Annotated in this window: 8 protein-coding genes and 3 rRNA genes; all 11 read right to left on the bottom strand. The window is 66.9% G+C overall.

The genetic code is table 11. The features are described 5' to 3' along the window. Positions 1-6 precede the first annotated feature (6 nt). The 11 genes from M4486_RS01145 to argF all read right to left on the bottom strand — a co-directional run bounded on the left by M4486_RS01145 (position 7) and on the right by argF (position 20767). A complete protein-coding gene (locus tag M4486_RS01145; protein WP_249479163.1) occupies positions 7-981 on the bottom strand; it encodes an AAA family ATPase in 975 nt (324 codons plus the stop codon). Positions 982-1036: 55 nt separating this feature from the next. Next, on the bottom strand, positions 1037-7282 hold the full coding sequence (locus M4486_RS01140) for an Ig-like domain-containing protein (protein WP_249479162.1): 6246 nt from the start codon (positions 7280-7282) through the stop codon (positions 1037-1039). A 291-nt stretch (positions 7283-7573) separates the two neighbouring features. Beyond that, the gene (locus tag M4486_RS01135) at positions 7574-8581 is read right to left on the bottom strand and encodes a polyprenyl synthetase family protein (RefSeq protein ID WP_249479161.1); all 1008 of its coding nucleotides are present in this window, start codon (positions 8579-8581) and stop codon (positions 7574-7576) included. A 369-nt stretch (positions 8582-8950) separates the two neighbouring features. Continuing rightward, positions 8951-9067 (bottom strand): 5S ribosomal RNA (gene rrf, locus M4486_RS01130). A gap of 109 nt (positions 9068-9176) precedes the next feature. Then, positions 9177-12244 (bottom strand): 23S ribosomal RNA (locus tag M4486_RS01125). Between the two features lie 365 nt (positions 12245-12609). Next, positions 12610-14130, bottom strand: a 16S ribosomal RNA gene (locus M4486_RS01120). Together the 16S, 23S and 5S rRNA genes form the textbook arrangement of a ribosomal RNA operon. Before the next feature lie 791 nt (positions 14131-14921). Then, entirely contained in the window at positions 14922-16193 is a 1272-nt protein-coding gene (gene tyrS, locus M4486_RS01115; RefSeq protein WP_249479160.1) for a tyrosine--tRNA ligase, read from the bottom strand. A gap of 118 nt (positions 16194-16311) precedes the next feature. After that, entirely contained in the window at positions 16312-17742 is a 1431-nt protein-coding gene (gene argH / locus M4486_RS01110) for an argininosuccinate lyase (protein WP_249481189.1), read from the bottom strand. Positions 17743-17825: 83 nt separating this feature from the next. After that, the gene (locus M4486_RS01105; protein ID WP_249479159.1) at positions 17826-19064 is read right to left on the bottom strand and encodes an argininosuccinate synthase; all 1239 of its coding nucleotides are present in this window, start codon (positions 19062-19064) and stop codon (positions 17826-17828) included. Positions 19065-19211: 147 nt separating this feature from the next. After that, positions 19212-19790, bottom strand: a complete 579-nt coding sequence (locus M4486_RS01100) for an arginine repressor (RefSeq protein ID WP_249479158.1) — start codon at positions 19788-19790, stop codon at positions 19212-19214. Further along, the gene (argF, locus tag M4486_RS01095; protein WP_249479157.1) at positions 19787-20767 is read right to left on the bottom strand and encodes an ornithine carbamoyltransferase; all 981 of its coding nucleotides are present in this window, start codon (positions 20765-20767) and stop codon (positions 19787-19789) included. The genes M4486_RS01100 and argF overlap by 4 nt, the downstream gene beginning before the upstream one ends. Between the last annotated feature and the right edge of the window lies 1 nt (position 20768).

The raw sequence follows: 20768 nt of genomic DNA, 5'->3' as shown, positions 1-20768 counted from the left end.
GGAGGCTCACGCGCTCTCTCGGCGGGCCTGCGGCGGAGCGACCTCGGAGAGGATCCTGCCCATGACGCTCGCGGCGGAGGCCCCGGCGAACTCGGCCTCGGGGTCCAGGACGAACCGGTGCAGCCAGACAGGCGCGATGAGCTCCTTGACGTCGTCGGGGACGACGTAGTGGCGGCCGTCGGCGGCGGCCCAGACCTTGACCGCGCGCATGAGGGCGAGGGCGCCGCGGATCGAGACGCCCACGCGGACCTCGTCGGCCAGGCGGGTCTCCTCCATGAGCCGGGAGACGTACTCGAGGACTGCGGGGTCCACGTGCACGGTCGAGGCGAGGGCGGTCATGTCGTCGACGGCCTGCAGGGAGATCTTCGGGCTGAGCTGCCTGCTGCGGTCGCGGATCGCGGAGCCCTGGAGGATCTGCACGCTCGAGGCGTGGTCGGGGTACCCCAGGGACGTCTTCATGAGGAAGCGGTCCAGCTGCGCCTCGGGGAGGCGGTAGGTGCCGGCCTGCTCGATGGGGTTCTGGGTGGCGATCACGAGGAACGGGGAGCCGACCTCATGGGTGACGCCGTCGACGGTGACCCGCCCCTCCTCCATCACCTCGAGCATCGAGGACTGCGTCTTCGGCGAGGCGCGGTTGATCTCGTCGGCCAGGACGATGTTCGCGAAGACGGGTCCCTTGTGGAACTCGAACTGCTTGGTGGCCTGGTCGTAGATCGTCACGCCGGTGACGTCGGAGGGCAGAAGGTCGGGCGTGAACTGGATGCGCGTCGACGTGCCCTGCACGGTCGCGGCGAGCGCGCGGGCGAGCGAGGTCTTCCCCGTGCCCGGCGCGTCCTCGAGCAGCACGTGCCCGGGGGCGAGCATCGAGGTGAGCACGAGGCGCACCACGTCGCTCTTGCCCAGGACGGCCTGGCCGACGCTCTGGACGAGCTTGTCGAAGGTGTCGGCGAACCAGCTCGCCTGTTCGGGGGTCATGCTCACGTGGGGTCTCCGATGGTGCGGGATGGAATGGGGCTGACGGGCCGGGGGTCGTGCGTCACTTCTTGGGCTCCGTGATCGTCGCGACCTTCTTCCCGTCGAGCAGGACGTCGAACTTCTTGCCCGGATAGCCGTGGAAGTACTGATGGGTGCTGGTGAACCGCCCCTGACCGTCAGCAGTGATCTCCTTCGGAAGGGAGCTCGCCCCATCGGACCACTTGCTGTCGGTCTCGTACTCGTAGAAGTCGAGCTGGTACGTCTTCCCCGGCTCCATGTTCTCGAGGCTGAAGCTGAACCAGCGGCAGCTGCCGTTCTCGCAGCCGGTCTCTCCCGAGGCGCCGCCCTCGCCCTCCCAGTCGGCATTCCCCGACTGTTTCGGGGTGGGCGACTTGGCGGTCGCGGAGTCGGAGGTGGTGCCGCTGACGAGCTTCTCGCTGTTCACGACGCGCGCGTCGACGGCGTACTTCGTGCCGCCCTTCGCTCCGACCTGCGGATCGCCGCCGCCGGCGCCGAGGTCCTTCCAGCCGCCGCCGTTCACGCGGTACTGGACCTTGCTCACGCCGACTCCGCCGCCGCCGTTGGCCCTGATCTTCGCGGTCACGGGGCAGGAGGTGCCGCTGCAGTTCGCTGCGCTCATCGTCACCGACGGCGCATCCGGCTTCGTGTACGGGCGCACGGCGCTCGAGGCCTTCGAGAGCTCGCTCTCGCCGCCCGCGAAGCGGTTGTACGCCTGCACGGTGAACGTGAAGTCCTTCCCGTTCTCCAGCCCGTCGATCGTCACGGAGTCCTTCGAGGCGTCCACGGTCTGCGGCTCGCCGCCGGGCCACCGCACCATGTAGTGGTCGATCGGGGTGCCGCGCCCATCCGCCTTCTTCCAGGAGACCGTGACGCGGCCGTTGGGCCCGCCGCCCGTGTGGGCGTCGGGGAGGGAGGCCGTGACTTCGGTGGGGGCCTTCGCCTTCGCGTACGCCGTGACCGGGTTCGAGGCCGCCGAGGCCTCCGTGCCCGTGCCCACGGAGTTCGTGCCCGTGTAGGTGAAGGTGTACTCGGCGTTGCGGTCCAGGTCGTCGAACCGGCCGGAGGTCTTGCCGTCCTTGGTGGTGATGGTCTTATCGCCGCCGCCCTTCGCGGGGTGGGCGGTGACCGTGTACGAGGTGACCTTCTCGCCGTTCTGCTCGTCCTCGGTCATCGCCGGCCACTTCACCGAGACGGCGCCGCCCAGCTCGTCCTCGAGGCGCGTCGCGGTGATCTTGCCCGACGGCTTCTTGGGCTTGCCCGCAGGGTGCTCCGCCGACGACCGCTCCGACCAGTCGGAGGGCTCGTCGGCCTTGTTCTTCGCGCGGACGCGGAAGGTGTAGTCGACGCCGTTGGTCAGGCCGTCCACCGTGGTGCTGGTGCTCCCGCCCTCGACCGGGATGGACGTCGTGGAACCGTCCTCGCCGATCATCTGCAGCGCGTACTCGCTGATGGGCGAGCCGTGGTTGACGGGCTTCGTCCAGGACACCTGGAGCTTGCCGTCGCCGCGCTTCGCGCGCGGCGCCTCGGGCTTCTCCGGCTTCACGTCGGGACGGGCCTTCGCCGAGGCGGCCGACGGCTCCGACGTCCCCACGTCGTTCGTCGCGGCGACGGTGAAGGTGTACTCGGTGTCGTTGGTGAGTCCGGTGATCTTGCAGGTCGTGCTCTCGCACTGCGTGGACTTCCCGCCACCGGCGGGCTTCACCGTGTACCCCGTGATCGGGGCGCCGTTGTCGTTCCCGGGCTCGAATCCGAGCACCACGTACCCGTCGCCGGTTTCCTCGATGCGAGGGGCCGACGGGGATTCCGGCTTGCCGCGCACGTTGACGCGGATGGTGCCCGTGCCCTGCCGGTCGGGATCCTTGGTGGCGTCCTGGATGGTGTAGCTGACCGTCGCGACGCCGTGGAAGTCGGCACCGGGCGCCAGCGTCACCGCGTCGTCCGTGTGGTCCACGTCGATCGTGCCGGCCTTCGCCTTCGCGTCGACGATGGTGACGGGCTTGCCCAGGGGCTCGGTGTCGTTCGCGGTGGGACGCACGGTCTTCGTGTCCCCCGCGTCGATGTCGTAGGTGTCCCCCTGGGCGGAGGGAAGCGGCTCCCGGGAGCCGGTGACCGTGCCGCTGATCTCGGCCTTCACGGGGTCGTTGGTGCCGTCGGAGACGGAGACGGGCGCCGAGAACTTCGTGCCCTTGGCGACGTCGGCATCGGCCTGGGCGCTCACCACGCCCTCGGGGCTGACCTCGACGCTGATGCCGTCCACTCCGGTCTCGCCGGTGGACTCGAAGGTGAGGGCGTCACCCTCGGGATCCTCGGTGGTCCGGGCGAGATCGACCTGGCGGGCGTCGCCGCCCTGCTCGACCTCGAGATCGGTCCCCTGGATCGACGGCGGCCTGTTGTCCTTGGACTCGACCTGGACCGGGATCGACAGCATGCCCACGGCAGCGGTGTCGTCGCCTCGCGGCCCGTCGGTGACCTCGGCCGTGATCGTGTCCTCGCCGGAGTAGTCGTCGGCCGCCCGGTACACGAGGGTGTGCTCGTCCTCGACGAGGCTGTCGCCGTTCGCGTGCTTCGCCTTCACGGTGGCGGTATCGGTGATGACGGGGGCCTGGCCGCCCGGTCGCACGCGCACGTTGTCGGTGTCGTCGAGCGGGATCTTCGCCTCCGTCCCGGCCTGGACGGTGATGGGTTCGCCGACCCAGGTCGGGGCCTGCTTCGAGGTGCCCGGCACCCAGATGTAGCCGGCCGCGGAATGGTCGTCGAGATCGGTGGCGGTGTAGCGGATCCGGAAAGGATCCTCACGCGGGGTGACGCGCACGATCCCGCGGTCCTCGTCGACGATCTGCACGCCCTCGGGGCTGCCGTCGATCGCGAGCTCGAGGTCCTTGACGCTGCCGTCGGGGTCGACGTCGTTCGCGAGGGCGTCGACGTCCACGTGGTCGCTGCTCTCGTCGAGCACCTCCGCGGCGGGGACGAAGTCGTCGGTGACGATCGGAGCTCGCTCCTCGGCGTCCTCCTTGACGGTCAGCAGGATGCTGGCCTCGTCGGAGAGGGATCCGTCGCTCGCGCCGTACCTGATGGTGTACGTGCCGGGCTCCTTCGGGGTCACCATGTCGACGGAGGCCGAGCCCTTCGCCTGGTCCTCGTCGAGGTCGACGGAGCCGTCCTCGGACTTCACGAGGTCGCGGTCGATGCTGAGCGGCGCCCCCTCGGGGTCGGTGTCGTTCTCCAGCGGGAAGACCTGCAGCTTGCGCCCCGGCTTGGCCTCGACCGTGTCGTCCTCGGCGACGGGGTACTGGTTGGTCTCGGTGCGGGCGGCGATGCCGACCTTCACCTCTGCGGTGCCGACGGCTCCCTGGCGGTCCATCACCTGGTAGCGGAAGGTGTCCGTGCCCGAGGCGTCGTCGTCGGCCACGTAGTCGATCCACTCGCCGGACGCCGAGGTCACGCGTCCCTTGGTCGGGGCGTCGCCGGTGACGCCGGTGAGGATGACGGAGTCGCCGTCGGGGTCGACGCCGCTGAGGCTCACGGGGATGCGCACCGTGCTCCCGGCGACGGTGCGCGCGGTGAGGTTCTGCGGCGCGGGGCGCTCGTTGCTGGCGTCGTCCGGGACCACGGTGATCCGCAGTCGCGCGGAGGCAGAGCGCCCGGTCTCGTCGGTGGCGGTGTAGGACAGGGAGGTCTCGCCCTTGGCATCGGGCTTCGCGGTGAAGCGGATCTTGTCCTGATAGGTCTCGAGCGTGCCCATGCCCTTCGCGTCGTCGGCGTCGCGGAAGTCCCCGCCGAGGGCGAGGTCGGAGTCGATCGGGGACGTGTCGTTCGCGAGGACGTCGGCCGTCACCAGATCCCCAGCGCGCACCGTGACCTCGTCATTGACGGTCTTCGGCTCGGCGAACTGGCTGTCGGTCTTCACGACCATGGTCTGGACGGTGCCCTCGACCTCGCCGGCCTGGTTGGAGACGGTGTACGAGATCGGGACGGGCTCGCCGTCGGTCTCGGCATCGGGGTCCGCGGTGATCTTGATGAGGTGGTGATCGAGCACGCGCGCATCGACGCCGCTGCCCTCGGGCACCGACACGGAGTCGACGACCAGCACTCCCCCGGTCGGGTCGACGTCGTTCTCGAGCGGGTCGACGAGCGTGGACCCGCCGGCCGTGACCATGCCGAGGTCGTCCACGGCGACGGGCTTCTCGGCCTCGGTGCTCGGGTCGGCGACGTCCACGCGGATGAGTCCGTCGGCGCTCTGCGTGCCCCCGACGATCGTGTAGTCGAGGTAGTAGGTGCCGGCAGTCCTGCCGGTGACGGAGACGGTGCCGGCATCGAGGTCCTTCTCGATGTCGAGACCGTCCCCGCCGCCCTCGAGGGAGACCTCTGCGAGCTCGAGCTTGTCGCCCGACGGGCTCAGGTCGTTCTCGAGCGGCTCGAGGTCGACGGTGCTGCCGGCCACGACCTGGGTGTGGTCGGCCGTGGTGATCGGCGCGAGGTCCTCGTCCTGGACGACCTCCACCTTGAGCTCGCTCTCGAACTCCTGTCCCTTGTCGTCGCGCAGGGTGAGGGAGATGGACTTCTCGCCGTCCTCGAGGCCCGCGTCGGTGAAGCTCACCACGCCGTCCGGGGTGAAGGTGACGCTGTCCTCGGGTTCGACGGACGCCGCGGCGAGGTAGAAGTCGTCGCCGTCGGGATCGCGGTAGTACGGCAGGATGTTGAAGCTGAAGCTGCGCCCGGAGCGGATCTTCATCTTCGGCGTCTCGTCCTGGGCGAGCTCGGGCGGCGCGTTGTCCTGATCCCCCCGGACCGTGAGGGTCGCGACGGACTCCGCGGTGCCGCCCCGGCCGTCGGAGACCGTGTAGACGACCTCCTTCTTCGTCCCGGGCTTCGCGTCCTCGGGAACGTCGATCTGCAGCTGGGTGCCGCCGCGGATCGGCGTCACGCGCCCCAGGTCGCTCTCGGCCTTCTTGGGTTTCGCGGTGAGGACGTCGCCGTCAGGATCGGTGTCGTTGCGCAGCACGTCCAGCACGGTGCTGGATCCGGCGCGCACACCCATCTCGTCGGGGTTCGCGACCGGGTCGCGGTTGTCCTCCTTGCGGTCGTAGTCGAGGTTCGCGACCGTGGAGGTCTTGGTCTCCTTCTCCTCCTGCTCGCGGTCGTCCTTCTTGATGTCCTGGGTGACGACCCAGTCGTCGACCAGTGTCATGTCCTGGGAGATCATCCAGGACAGGCCGCTCTCCTGATCGTTGAGGACGACGAGGTCCCCGTTGACGCGCAGCGCGAGGTCGCTCTCGTCGCGGGCGTCCTCGATCGAGTCCTCCTTCACCTCCCCGCCGCACACGCGCACGTAGCGCAGGGACCCGTTCCACGCGCCGTAGGAGCAGCCGCCGACCTGCGCGGGCGCGACGGGCTCTCCGTTCCCGCCGGAAGCGTAGTGCTGCGCCTTGCCGGCCGAGCCGCTGAGCGGGATCTGGTAGAGCGTGTCCGTGGTGGCGAGGACGACGTCCTCGGACTCGGGGCCCGGCTGCTGGAGCTCGGCGCCCTGGATGCTCGCGGTCGATGCCCCCAGGTCCTCGAGCGCGACGTCGGTCTTCGCGTCCTCGCCGATGTGCAGCCGCCCGTGCCCGGTCCCGGTGTCGAGCACGACGGGCGTCTCGCCGACGCTGGTGAGGGAGACGGCGTCCTCGGTGTTCGAGAGATCGTCGATGGTGCCGATCTTCTCGGGCTTCGCCTTGCCGACGTCCAGGGTGCGCGGGATCTTGTACAGCTGCTTCCCGTCGAGGACGAAGACGGTCCCGGAGTCGGTGACCGCGATCTGTGCGTTCTCGTCCTCCGCGGTGAGCACCGGCTTCTGCCCTGTCGCGGAGAAGGAGGAGATCTGGCCGGCGTCGGCGACCCAGACACGACCCCCCTGCCCGATGATGCCGACGCGGTCCGACCCGAGATCGACCTCGGGGTCCACGCCGAGGTCGATGCTGCCGGTCCGCTCGACGCTGGCGGTGTCGATGGGGATGATGCCCCTGGGACCGGTCACCATCACGTGGTACCCGTCCTGCAGGACGTCGAGGTCGTCGCCGTCGATGGCTTCGCGGCCGTCGAGCTCCTGCGCGTCGACGTTGAGGCGCCCCAGGAGGTGCTTCTGGGAGTTGGTGACCCAGACGGCGCCGTTGTTGACGGTGACCTCGGCGGAGGCGAGACCGTCGAAGCGCACGGCGCAGACGGTGATGACGAGCGCGAGAACGGCCAGGACGGCGCTGGAGACGAGGGTGCGTCGGCGCCGTCGGCCCTTCATCGCGAATGCCACGTGCAGCTCCCCTGCCCCTCATGCCGCGCTGCCCGAGGTGGCCCCAGAACGCGACAGCCCCCTACAAGACCCGTCGGTATGAGGGCGCTCAGCTCCCGGCGTCGATCAGCCGGCTCGCCGTGCGGCCGCGGTGGTACCGGCGACCTTCGGCGTGGAGTGCCCGGAGCGATGCTACCGGGCGGTCGGACTGAGGCCAATGGCCGGACGTGAATGTGGAGTGGCGAGCGGGCGACGACGGGCCTCGGACCCCGACGACCCTGCGGCGCAGCACGGGCTGACCTCAGTGGTCGATCACGTGTCGCGGTCGACGAGTCCTCGTGTGAAGTCGATCAAAGCGCGGCGGGCGGGGACGTCCGGCAGCGCGCTCAGGATCTCGATGGCCTCGCCGACGAGCGAGTGGGCCATCTCGAGGGTCGTCTCGAGGGACGTGTCCTCACGGAGGAGGTCCACGAGCACTGCGAGGTCCTCGTCGTCGCTGAGGTCCCCGTCGAGCCGGGCGACGATGTCGCGCGTGCGCTCATCCGGATTCTCCGCCAGGCGCCTGCGGATGAGCAGGGTCGGCATCGTGGGGACGCCCTCGCGCAGGTCCGTGCCCGGGTTCTTGCCGGAGGTCTGGGAATCGCTGCGCAGGTCGAGGACGTCGTCGGCGAGCTGGAAGGCGACGCCGGCCTTCTCTCCGTACGCGCGCATGACGGCGGCGACCTCCTCGCCCGCACCGGAGGTGATCGCACCGATCTCCCCGGCGACGGAGAGCAGCGATGCTGTCTTGTCGGAGAGGACGGAGAGGTAGTGCTCGAACGGGTCGGCATCCTCTGCGGGGCCGACGGTCTCGTGCAGCTGGCCGAGGCAGAGGCGCTCGAAGGTGCGTGCGTGGAGGGCGACAATGTGGGCGCCCAGCTGCGCGCTCAGGGCGCTCGCGCGGGCGAACAGGAAGTCCCCGGTGAGGATGGCCACCGAGTTGCCCCAGACCTCGTGGGCGCTCGTCGTCCCTCTCCGTGTGGGCGCCGAATCCATGACGTCGTCGTGATAGAGGGAGGCAAGGTGCGTGAGCTCGACGAGGGTGCCGGCGTCGATCACCGATTCGTCGGCGATGTCGCCCATGGAGGCCGCGAGGAGAACCACGAGAGGGCGGAGCCGCTTGCCGCCGGCATCCATGAGGTGGCGGGATGTCCACGCCATCATGTCGTCGGAGATCGCGACGGTGTCCGTCAGCCTCTTCTCGATGCGCGTGAGCCCCGAGAGCACGGCTCCCGCGAGCTCCTCATCGACGTCCGGGAGTGACGAGAGGGCAGATTCCACGATTCGTCCTCTCGCACGGGGTCACGGCCACGGGTCCCCACGCTCGCGAGGACCCTCACGATTCTAGCCCCGGGGGCATCTGCGCAACCACCTTCAGCCTCTGGGCATGCACCACACCACACGCGGACGCCACGGGTCTCCAGGCCACCCCTGCCGGGCTCCCGCTCGACGGGCGGGAAGGCAGGTCCGAGTGCCACAGGGGTCGCCGCCGAGAACGCCGGCCCTGGCCGGACCAAACACCGCAGCGGCGAGAAAAATACGTATGGACGCAGAGAAGGGTTGTGGCTCGTCACCGCGCTCCACCCGAACCCGATACATCGAGTCCGAGGAGCAGCTGGCAACGAGCCACAACCCTCTCCACAAAAGAACGTCCGGCGGCGTCCTACTCTCCCACACCCTCCCGAGTGCAGTACCATCGGCGCAGAAGGGCTTAGCTACCGGGTTCGGAATGGAACCGGGCGTTTCCCCAACGCTATGACCGCCGTAACACCACGAGACAACACCAACCCACCACACCCCTATCAAGGGGCCCGGGGGTTGTTTCCCGAGAACCACACAGTAGACGCGAGCACAGCACACAATTCTCAAAATTTGTGTTGATAAGTCATCGGCCATTAGTACCAGTCAGCTCCACACATTACTGTGCTTCCACATCTGGCCTATCAACCCAGTCATCTCCTGGGGGCCTCCCACACCACAAGGGTGCACGGATATCTCATCTTGAAGCAGGCTTCCCGCTTAGATGCTTTCAGCGGTTATCCCTTCCCGACGTAGCCAACCAGCCATGCCCTTGGCAGAACAACTGGCACACCAGAGGTCAGTCCATCCCGGTCCTCTCGTACTAGGGACAGGTCTTCTCAAATATCCAACGCGCGCAGCGGATAGGGACCGAACTGTCTCACGACGTTCTAAACCCAGCTCGCGTACCGCTTTAATAGGCGAACAGCCTAACCCTTGGGACCAACTCCAGCCCCAGGATGCGACGAGCCGACATCGAGGTGCCAAACCATGCCGTCGATATGAGCTCTTGGGCAAGATCAGCCTGTTATCCCCGGGGTACCTTTTATCCGTTGAGCGACACCCATTCCACAATGAGGTGCCGGATCACTAGTTCCTGCTTTCGCACCTGCCCGACATGTCTGTCTCGCAGTCAAGCTCCCTTGTGCACTTACACTCAACACCTGATTGCCAACCAGGATGAGGGAACCTTTGAGCGCCTCCGTTACTCTTTAGGAGGCAACCGCCCCAGTTAAACTACCCATCAGGCACTGTCCCTGATCCGGATCACGGACCGAGGTTAGGAATCCAGAACGACCAGAGTGGTATTTCAACAACGACTCCACACGAACTAGCGTCCATGCTTCCCAGTCTCCCACCTATCCTACACAAGCCGTCCCGAACACCAATACCAAACTATAGTAAAGGTCCCGGGGTCTTTCCGTCCTGCTGCGCGTAACGAGCATCTTTACTCGTAATGCAATTTCGCCGAGTTCGCGGTTGAGACAGTGGAGAAGTCGTTACGCCATTCGTGCAGGTCGGAACTTACCCGACAAGGAATTTCGCTACCTTAGGATGGTTATAGTTACCACCGCCGTTTACTGGGGCTTAAATTCTCAGCTTCGCACCACAAGGGCGCTAACCAGTCCTCTTAACCTTCCAGCACCGGGCAGGCGTCAGTCCGTATACAGCGTCTTACGACTTCGCACGGACCTGTGTTTTTAGTAAACAGTCGCTTCTCCCTGGTCTCTGCGGCCCTCACAGCTCTCACTGCTCAGGCCCCCCTTCTCCCGAAGTTACGGGGGCATTTTGCCGAGTTCCTTAACCACGATTCTCTCGAACGCCTCGGTATTCTCTACCTGATCACCTGAGTCGGTTTCGGGTACGGGCGACCGTATTCGTCACGCCGGAACTTTTCTCGGCAGTACAGGATCACTCACCTACGCCCATACGGGATCCCCATCACGTCTCACCCCATACGGCACCGCATTACCGGTGCGCGGGCTGCACGCTTAGACGGACTATTCCATTAAGTCCGCGGAAGCTACCTCACTGCGTCATCCCATGCGCTGACCTACTACATGCTTGGTTCCCAGCCTCACCCCCACCCACATCCCGAAGGACATGGAGGAGACTCGGGTGGTTAGCATCACACGCCTCGGTATGGGTCCTCCTACGATCGGTTCGGGAATATCAACCCGATGTCCATCGACTACGCCTGTCGGCCTCGCCTTAGGTCCCGACTAACCCAGGGCGGATTAACCTGGCCCTGGAACCCTTGATCAATCGGCGGACGGGTTTCTCACCCGTCTTTCGCTACTCATGCCTGCATTCTCACTCGTGCAGTCTCCACCACTGGGTTACCCCGCAGCTTCACTGCCTGCACGACGCTCCCCTACCCACCCCGGACCAAATCCGGAGTGACACAGCTTCGGCGGTGTACTTGAGCCCCGCTACATTGTCGGCGCAGAATCACTTGACCAGTGAGCTATTACGCACTCTTTCAAGGGTGGCTGCTTCTAAGCCAACCTCCTGGTTGTCTCAGCAACTCCACATCCTTTTCCACTTAGCACACGCTTAGGGGCCTTAGCTGATGTTCTGGGCTGTTTCCCTCTCGACGATGAAGCTTATCCCCCACCGTCTCACTGCTGCGCTCTCACGTACCGGCATTCGGAGTTTGGTTAAGGTCAGTAACCCGGTGGGGCCCATCGCCTATCCAGTGCTCTACCTCCGGCACGAAACACGCAACGCTGCACCTAAATGCATTTCGGGGAGAACCAGCTATCACGAAGTTTGATTGGCCTTTCACCCCTATCCACAGGTCATCCCCTCCATTTTCAACTGAAGTGGGTTCGCGCCTCCACGCGGTCTTACCCGCGCTTCACACTGCCCATGGATAGATCACTTCGCTTCGGGTCTAGAGCCGGCGACTGAACGCCCCGTTCAGACTCGCTTTCGCTACGGCTACCCCACACGGGTTAACCTCGCCACCGACCACTAACTCGCAGGCTCATTCTTCAAAAGGCACGCCGTCACCCCGTAAGGCTCCGACGGATTGTAAGCACACGGTTTCAGGTACTATTTCACTCCCCTCCCGGGGTACTTTTCACCTTTCCCTCACGGTACTTGTCCGCTATCGGTCACGAGGTAGTATTCAGGCTTACCAGGTGGTCCTGGCAGATTCACACCGGATTTCACGGGCCCGGTGCTACTCGGGAACAGCGTCACGCCACACACCACTTTCGTCTACGGGAGTCACACCCTCTACGCCACCGCACTCACCACGGCTTCGACTAGCAGCATGCCAAACGTCGACCCTCCGGCAGAAGAATCAGACACGTCCCAACAACCCCGAACCTGCAACCCCTGCCGGGTATCGCACAGATCCGGTTTAGCCACCTCCGCTTTCGCTCGCCACTACTCACGGAATCACTATTGTTTTCTCTTCCTGTGGGTACTGAGATGTTTCACTTCCCCACGTTCCCTCCACACCACCTATACATTCAGTGGCGGGTACCAGAGCATGACCCCTGGTGGGTTTCCCCATTCGGACATCCCCGGATCACAGGTCGGTTGTCACCTCCCCGAGGCTTATCGCAGACTCCTACGTCCTTCATCGGCTCCTCGTGCCCAGGCATTCACCGTGCGCCCTTGAAGACTTAGGCAACACAAAAAAATATCACAAAGACACTAAAAATTGCTTACAAGATGCTCGCGTCCACTATGCAGTTCTCAAAAAACAACCCCACACCACCACAACCCACCACACGGCAGATCATGACGGGGAGGACCAGCCACACACCCCAACCCCCGAAAGGGGGCAGGGCTGCGTGCAGCCTCAAAACCCAATAGCGTGCCTCCACCTCGAACCCACCAGCCAGACCATCCGTTCCATCCCCCCAAGGAGGAGTACTACGACAATCCCGCGGCCAGCGAGCGAAGCGCCCATCCGTTGATGTTCCACCCATGAGCAACCACCCCCACCACGAACGGGCAGGCAGATGGCCACCAATACTGGTGATGCTCCTTAGAAAGGAGGTGATCCAGCCGCACCTTCCGGTACGGCTACCTTGTTACGACTTAGTCCCAATCACCGATCCCACCTTCGACGGCTCCCCCCACAAGGGATGGGCCACCGGCTTCGGGTGTTACCGACTTTCGTGACTTGACGGGCGGTGTGTACAAGGCCCGGGAACGTATTCACCGCAGCGTTGCTGATCTGCGATTACTAGCGACTCCGACTTCATGGGGTCGAGTTGCAGACCCCAATCCGAACTGAGACCGGCTTTTTGGGATTCGCTCCACCTCACAGTATCGCAACCCATTGTACCGGCCATTGTAGCATGCGTGAAGCCCAAGACATAAGGGGCATGATGATTTGACGTCGTCCCCACCTTCCTCCGAGTTGACCCCGGCAGTCTCCCATGAGTCCCCACCATCACGTGCTGGCAACATGGAACGAGGGTTGCGCTCGTTGCGGGACTTAACCCAACATCTCACGACACGAGCTGACGACAACCATGCACCACCTGTGCACCAGTCCAAAGAAGGCCACATCTCTGCAGCTGTCCGGTGCATGTCAAGCCTTGGTAAGGTTCTTCGCGTTGCATCGAATTAATCCGCATGCTCCGCCGCTTGTGCGGGCCCCCGTCAATTCCTTTGAGTTTTAGCCTTGCGGCCGTACTCCCCAGGCGGGGCACTTAATGCGTTAGCTACGGCGCGGAAAACGTGGAATGTCCCCCACACCTAGTGCCCAACGTTTACGGCATGGACTACCAGGGTATCTAATCCTGTTCGCTCCCCATGCTTTCGCTTCTCAGTGTCAGTAATGGCCCAGAGACCTGCCTTCGCCATCGGTGTTCTTCCTGATATCTGCGCATTTCACCGCTACACCAGGAGTTCCAGTCTCCCCTACCACACTCTAGCCTGCCCGTACCCACCGCACGCCCGAGGTTGAGCCTCGGGTTTTCACGGCAGACGCGACAAGCCACCTACAAGCTCTTTACGCCCAATAATTCCGGACAACGCTTGCGCCCTACGTATTACCGCGGCTGCTGGCACGTAGTTAGCCGGCGCTTCTTCTGCAGGTACCGTCACTCTCGCTTCTTCCCTGCTGAAAGAGGTTTACAACCCGAAGGCCGTCATCCCTCACGCGGCGTCGCTGCATCAGGCTTTCGCCCATTGTGCAATATTCCCCACTGCTGCCTCCCGTAGGAGTCTGGGCCGTGTCTCAGTCCCAGTGTGGCCGGTCGCCCTCTCAGGCCGGCTACCCGTCAACGCCTTGGTGAGCCACTACCTCACCAACAAGCTGATAGGCCGCGAGTCCATCCCCCACCGAAAAACTTTCCAACACCCACCATGCAGTAGGTGCTCATATCCGGTATTAGCCCCGATTTCCCGAGGTTATCCCGAAGTGGAGGGCAGGTTACTCACGTGTTACTCACCCGTTCGCCACTAATCCAGCCGTGCAAGCACGGCCATCATCGTTCGACTTGCATGTGTTAAGCACGCCGCCAGCGTTCGTCCTGAGCCAGGATCAAACTCTCCATCAAAAAATGAAAAACTATAATCCCGACAAAACAAACGACTAGCACATTCATATAAATCTGCTACATCATCCGTCATGCCAAAACAAAAAATTTGGCATCAACAAACAGACACGCTATTGAGATCTCAAACAACACGCGCACACCGTTGCAACCCAGATCCTGGGTTGTGTCAGGGGCTCGATGCGCCGTCCGCGGTGCGGCCCGACTCTCCGTCGGGGAGGCGCGAGGCTCAACTGTAGTCGAAGCTCCTCGCCTTCCGCAAGTCCTCCAAAGGGATCTGCGCCACATCGTGGTGCGGGTCCCGGGAGGCCCGGTCCAGCTCGTCTCCGCTCCTCGGTCCCGGCGTCGTCCCGTGCCCCTCAGGGCCGGCCCTCCGTCGTTGTCCTCGTTGCGGCGACAAGGAAGACATTAGGCCCCGGCGAGAGCGCCGGTCAATTCGGGGCGAGGGCCCTGCCGCAAGCCCACTTTCGGGTGTCTATGCAGGTGAAGCGTGTTTGTGAACGTCCATCGCGGCCCTGTGCCGGGGCGTGTGAGCTGCGACTGGGCACGGCATCACATCGGATCTGCACGCGCTCCGCGGCCCGGATGCGGAAGGGCCGGGTCCCGACATGTGTCGGGGCCCGGCCCTCGTGATGGTCCATCCGCGGCGGGAGGCCAGCTGGCCGCAGCCGCCCGGACCTCGACCCATCGCGCCGAGGAACCGCTCGGCCGTCCCGCCCGGTCGCGCAGCCGTTCAGGCGTTCAGGCGTTCAGGCGTTCAGGCATTCAGGCATTCAGGCATTCAGCCCAGCTGGTCAGCCGTCCAGCCGCACCATGGCCGCAGCCTTGCGACCGCGTCGCACGAGCACGTGCCCGCCGGGCAGGGGCGACACCGCCTCGGAGAGGGAGCGCTCGATCGTCTCGGCATCCATCTTCTCGCCGTTCACGGTGAGCGACCCCTCGGCTGCGGCCCGTCGGACCTGGGACTTGGAGGTCATGATGCCCACCGCCGTGAACGCGTCCACGAGTGCCGTCGTGCCCGGCAGGTCGACCGTGGTCAGCTCCCGGGCGATGGCCTCGAGCGTCGGCTCCTCGAGCTCGCGCACCTCTCCCCTGCCGAACAGGACAGCCGCGGCGGCCTCTGCCTGGCGCGTCGCACCGGCCCCGTGCACGAGGGTCGTGAGGTCGTCGGCGAGGGCCTTCTGGGCCCGACGCCGATGGGGCTCCTCGTGCGTCGCGCGCTCGAGCTCGGCGATGTCCTCCTGGTCGCGGAAGGTGAAGTAGCGCAGGTAGTTCACGACGTCCGCATCGGCCGCGTTGAGCCAGAACTGGTGGAAGGCGTACGGGCTCGTGAGCTCGGGGTCGAGCCAGACGGCGCCGCCCTCGCTCTTGCCGAACTTCGTGCCGTCGGCCTTCGTGACCAGGGGCGTCGTGAGCGCGTGGGCGTCCTTTCCCTCGACCTTGTGGATGAGGTCCACGCCGGAGATGAGGTTGCCCCACTGGTCGTTCCCGCCGAACTGGAGGCTGACCCCGTGGCGCCTGTACAGCTCCAGGAAGTCGATGCCCTGCAGCACTTGGTAGCTGAACTCGGTGTAGCTGATGCCCTCGTCGCTCGCGAGCCGCCGGGCGACGGTCTCCTTCGCGAGCATCGTCCCCATGCGGTAGTGCTTGCCCACGTCCCGCAGGAACTGCAGGGCGCTCATCTGCCCGATCCAGTCCAGGTTGTTGACCATCTGCACGCCGGAGGCGCCCTCGAGGTCGAGGAACCGCGAGATCTGGCCGCGCAGCGAGTCCACCCAGCCCGCGACGATGCTCTCGTCGTTCAGGACCCGCTCCCCCGACATCCGCGGATCGCCGATGAGGCCGGTGGCACCGCCGACGAGCGCGTAGGGCCTGTGCCCGGCGAGCTGGAAGCGGCGCATGGTCAGCACCTGGGTGAGGTGGCCGACGTGGAGCGAGGCGGCGGTGGGGTCGAAACCGCAATAGAGGCTGATCGGTCCATCCGCGAGTGCCGTCCCGAGCGCCTCGCGCCCGCTGGTCTGCACCACGAGCCCACGCCAGGTGAGCTCGTCCAGGATGGTCTGCATCGATCAGGTCCTCTCGATCGGTCCGTTCGCGGCGCCCGGGCGGGCGCCGGGATCATTCTCCCCCACCGACCGCGCCGGGCGCGACGGAGTTCTCGGGCGCCGCCCCGGGGCGCCGCCGTCAGGCGCCGCGGGTGAAGGCGCGCAGGCCATCGACCGCTGCGCCCAGGGCGTCCTCCTGCTCGGCGACGCGCGCGGGGGCGGTCCCGCCCTTCGCGTCGCGCGAGCCGATGGATCCCTCCACGCTCAGCACCTCGCGGATGGAGGGGTCCAGGTGCTCCGAGATGCTCGCGAACTCCGCGTCCGTGAGGTCCCACAGCTCCTTGTCCTGCTCCTCCGCGGTCTTCACGCAGGCGCCCGAGATCTCGTGGGCGACCCGGAAGGGGACGCCGCGACGCACCAGGTGGTCGGCGATGTCGGTCGCGAGCGAGAAGCCCTGCGGGGCCAGCTGCTCCATGCGCTCGGTGTGGAACACGAGCGTCGCCATCATCCCGGTGAACGCGGGGAGCACGAGGCCCAGCGAGTCGACCTGGTCGAAGACCGGCTCCTTGTCCTCCTGCAGATCCCGGTTGTAGGCCAGGGGCAGCGCCTTGAGCGTCGCCAGCAGGCCCGTGTGGTCCCCGAGGATCCGTCCCGCCTTGCCGCGCGCGAGCTCGGCGATGTCCGGGTTCTTCTTCTGCGGCATGATCGAGGAGCCGGTCGAGAAGGCGTCGTCCAGGGTCAGGAAGGAGAACTCCTTCGTGTTCCACAGGATCACCTCCTCCGCGAGCCGCGAGAGGTCGATCCCGATCATCGTCAGCACGAAGGAGAACTCGGCCGTGAGGTCCCGCGAGGCGGTCCCGTCGATCGAGTTCCACACGGAGTCCTCGAATCCGAGGTCCGTCGCCACGGCCCGGGGATCCAGTCCCAGGCTCGAACCGGCGAGCGCACCGGACCCGTAGGGCGAGATCGCCGCGCGGGCGTCGAGATCGCGCAGGCGCTCGACGTCGCGCAGCAGCGGCCAGGCGTGGGCGAGCAGATGGTGGCTCAGCAGCACCGGCTGCGCGTGCTGCAGGTGCGTGCGGCCCGGCATCGCCGCGCCGTGCACCTCCCGCGCGCGCTCCAGCAGCACCCCCACCAGGTCGAGGACCTGGTCACCGACGATGCGCGCGCTGTCGCGGATGAACAGCCGGATCAGCGTCGCGATCTGGTCGTTGCGGGAGCGGCCCGCGCGCAGCTTGCCGCCGAGCTCGTCGCCCGCGCGCTCGATGAGCCCGCGCTCGAGCGCCGTGTGCACGTCCTCGTCGTCCTCGGCCGCGGCGAACGCGCCCGAGGCGACGTCGGCCGAGAGCCGGTCGAGGGCATCGTGCATCCGCGTCAGCTCGTCGTCGCTCAGCAGGCCCGCCGCGTGGAGGACCTTCGCGTGGGCCTTCGAGCCCCGCAGGTCGTACTGCGCGAGCTTCCAGTCGAAGTGCGTGGACTTCGAGAGCGCCGCGAGCGCCGCCGCGGGGCCCGAGCCGAAGCGCCCGCCCCAGAGGGCGGCGCCGGCGGAGGAGGGCGCGCCGTCGGGCACGCCCTGCCCGTCGGCCCCCGGGGCCGCGGACGACGCGGAGCCCGCGGGAGACGCGGAGCCTGCGGGAGACGACGCGGAGCCCGTCACTTCGATCCCTCGTCGGCGGCGTCGACGTCCTCGCCGTTGCCGAAGGCCACGTCGCGGGCCGCGGCCTGCTTGGCGGCGAGCCCGTAGATCTCGATGAAGCCCTTGGCCTGCGACTGGTCGAACTGGTCGCCCTCGTCGTAGGTCGCCATCGAGAAGTCGTACAGCGAGGACTCCGAGCGGCGGCCGGTGACCGTCGCGCGACCGCCGTGCAACGTCATCCGGACATCGCCGGTGACGTAGCGCTGGGTGTCGTCGATGAACGCGTCGAGGGAGCGCTTGAGCGGGGAGAACCACTGGCCGTCGTACACCATCTCGGTCCAGCGGTCGCCGACGCTGCGCTTGAAGCGGGCCTGCTCGCGCTCGAGGGTCACGCGCTCGAGCTCCTGGTGCGCGGTGATCAGCGCCATCGCGCCGGGGGCCTCGTAGACCTCGCGGGACTTGATGCCCACCAGGCGGTCCTCGACGATGTCGATGCGGCCGATGCCCTGCGCGCCGGCCCGGGTGTTGAGCTCCTGGATGGCCTCGAGCGCGCTCACGCGGCGGCCGTCGATCGCCACCGGGACACCCTGCTCGAAGGAGATCACGACCTCGTCGGGCACCGGCGGGAAGGCCGGGTCGTCGGTGTAGTTGAAGACGTCCTTGGTGGGCTCGTTCCAGATGTCCTCGAGGAAGCCGGTCTCGATGGCTCGGCCCCACACGTTCTGATCGATCGAGAACGGGTTGTGCTTCGTGGTCGCGATCGGGAGGTTCTTGCGCTCGGCGTACTCGATCGCGCGGTCGCGGGTCAGCGCGAGGTCGCGCACCGGGGCGATGCACTTGAGCTCGGGCGCGAGCGAGGTGATGGAGACCTCGAAGCGCACCTGGTCGTTGCCCTTGCCGGTGCAGCCGTGGGCGACGGTCGAGGCGCCGAACTTCTTCGCGGCCTTGACCAGGTGCTTGGTGATCACGGGGCGGGAGATCGCGGAGACGACGGGGTAGGCGTCCATGTACAGCGCGTTCGCCTTGAGGGCGGGCATGCAGTACTCGTCGGCGAACTCGTCGCGGGCGTCGGCCACGTAGGCCTCGACGGCGCCACAGTCCAGGGCTCGCTGGCGGACGACCTCGAGGTCCTCTCCGCCCTGGCCGACGTCGACCGCGCAGGCGACGACCTCGGCGCCGGTGGCGTCGTGGATCCAGCCGATGGCCACGGAGGTGTCGAGGCCGCCGGAGTAGGCGAGGACGATGCGTTCGGTCACGGGTGATGCTCCTTCGTGAGGGGTGGAAGCGGGTGGGTGCGTCGGCGCGGGGCCGACGGCGGTCGGGTCGGGGCGGGGTCGGTGCTGCGACGGGTGCGTCCCTGCCGACGGAGGTCCGGGGTCATTGTCCCCCGGCGGGGGCTCGGCTCAGGGCGCGGTCCGCGTGGTGTCGAGCTCGGCGTCGGGCGGCTCGCCCTCGCCCCGTCGGCCCTCGGCGAGGGCCAGGAGGCGGGCGGCGATGGCGTCGGCCGCCTCGTTGTCGCGGGCCACGAGCAGCACCGTGTCGTCGCCGCCGATCGAGCCGACGAGCTCGGGCAGCACCGAGCGGTCGATCGCGGAGGCGAGGAACTGCGCGGCCCCGGGCGGGGTGCGCAGCACGATGATGTTCTGCGCGACGTCGGCCGAGGCGAGGAGCTCCTCGATCAGCCGGCGCAGCCGGGCCCCGATCAGCTCGGTGCTCGCGACCCGGCGCGAGCTGCCGGGGTCTCCCCCGTCGGCCGGCACCTGGTAGACGAGACCGCCGCTGCTGCCGCGGACCTTCTCGGCGCGCAGCTCGACGAGGTCGCGCGAGAGCGTCGCCTGGGTGACGTCGATCCCGCACTCGCCGAGCAGGTCCGCCAGCTGCGCCTGCGAGGAGACCTCGCGGGTGGTGAGCAGCTCGACGATGCGCTCCTGGCGCGCGGTCTTCGTCTGCGCGAGCGTGCGGGGATGATCCGTGGTGCTCATCGCTGCCCCAGGGGTCGGGCGTGCGCCGCGGTGGCCGCGTCAGGATGCTCGAGCAGCCACGTCAGCAGCGCCTTCTGGGCGTGCAGGCGGTTCTCCGCCTCGTCCCAGACCACCGAGCGGGGTCCGTCGATCACGGAGGCCTCGACCTCCTTGCCCCGGTAGGCGGGCAGGCAGTGCAGGAAGATCCCGCCCGAGCGCGCCATCAGCGACTCGGTCACCGCGTACGGGGCGAAGGTCTCCTCGCCGCGACCGCCCTCGCCCTCCTGGCCCATCGAGACCCAGGTGTCGGTGATGACGGCGTCCGCCTTCTCGACGGCCTGCGCGGGATCGTCGGTGATGGTGACGCTGCCGCCGGTCTCGCGCGCGATGGCCTCGGCGTCGCGGACGACGGGCGCGGCGGGCAGGTGGCTCGCCGGCCCCGCGATGCGCACGTCCATGCCAGCGGTGACCCCGCCCAGCAGGTAGGAGTGCGCCATGTTGTTCGAGCCGTCGCCGAGATAGGCCATCGAGCGTCCCTCGAGCGCCGCGTCGTCCGCCCCGAACCCGCCCGTGTGCTGGGCGATCGTGAGCAGGTCCGCGAGGATCTGGCAGGGGTGGAACTCATCGGTCAGCGCGTTGATCACCGGGACGCTCGCATGGTGCGCCATCTCCTCGATCCGGGACTGGCCGAACGTGCGCCAGACGATCGCCGAGACCTGCCGGGTGAGCACGCGCGTGGTGTCGGCGATCGACTCGCCGCGGCCCATCTGGCTCGTCGACGCGTCGAGCACGAGCGGGCTGCCGCCGAGCTCGGCGACGCCGGTCGCGAAGGACACGCGGGTGCGGGTCGAGGCCTTGTCGAAGATGACGGCGACCGTGCGCGGGCCCTCGAGGGGCCGACGGGCGAAGCGGTCCTCGCTGAGCACCTGGGCGAGCTGCAGCACCTGCTTCTGCTCGCGCGGGCTCAGGTCGTCGTCGCGCAGGAAGTGACGGGGCATC

The sequence above is a fragment of the Brachybacterium kimchii genome (assembly GCF_023373525.1).
In the GTDB taxonomy this organism is placed as follows: domain Bacteria; phylum Actinomycetota; class Actinomycetes; order Actinomycetales; family Dermabacteraceae; genus Brachybacterium; species Brachybacterium kimchii.
Note: the sequence above shows the minus strand (reverse complement) of the source record. Positions and strands in the feature narration are given on the sequence as shown.

What these genes read in the sequence shown, in the direction of transcription:
- argF (WP_249479157.1), bottom strand. Translation starts at nt 20,767, where the DNA reads ATGCCCCGTCACTTCCTGCGCGACGACGACCTGAGCCCGCGCGAGCAG.
- tyrS (WP_249479160.1), bottom strand. Translation starts at nt 16,193, where the DNA reads ATGCAGACCATCCTGGACGAGCTCACCTGGCGTGGGCTCGTGGTGCAG.
- M4486_RS01100 (WP_249479158.1), bottom strand. Translation starts at nt 19,790, where the DNA reads ATGAGCACCACGGATCATCCCCGCACGCTCGCGCAGACGAAGACCGCG.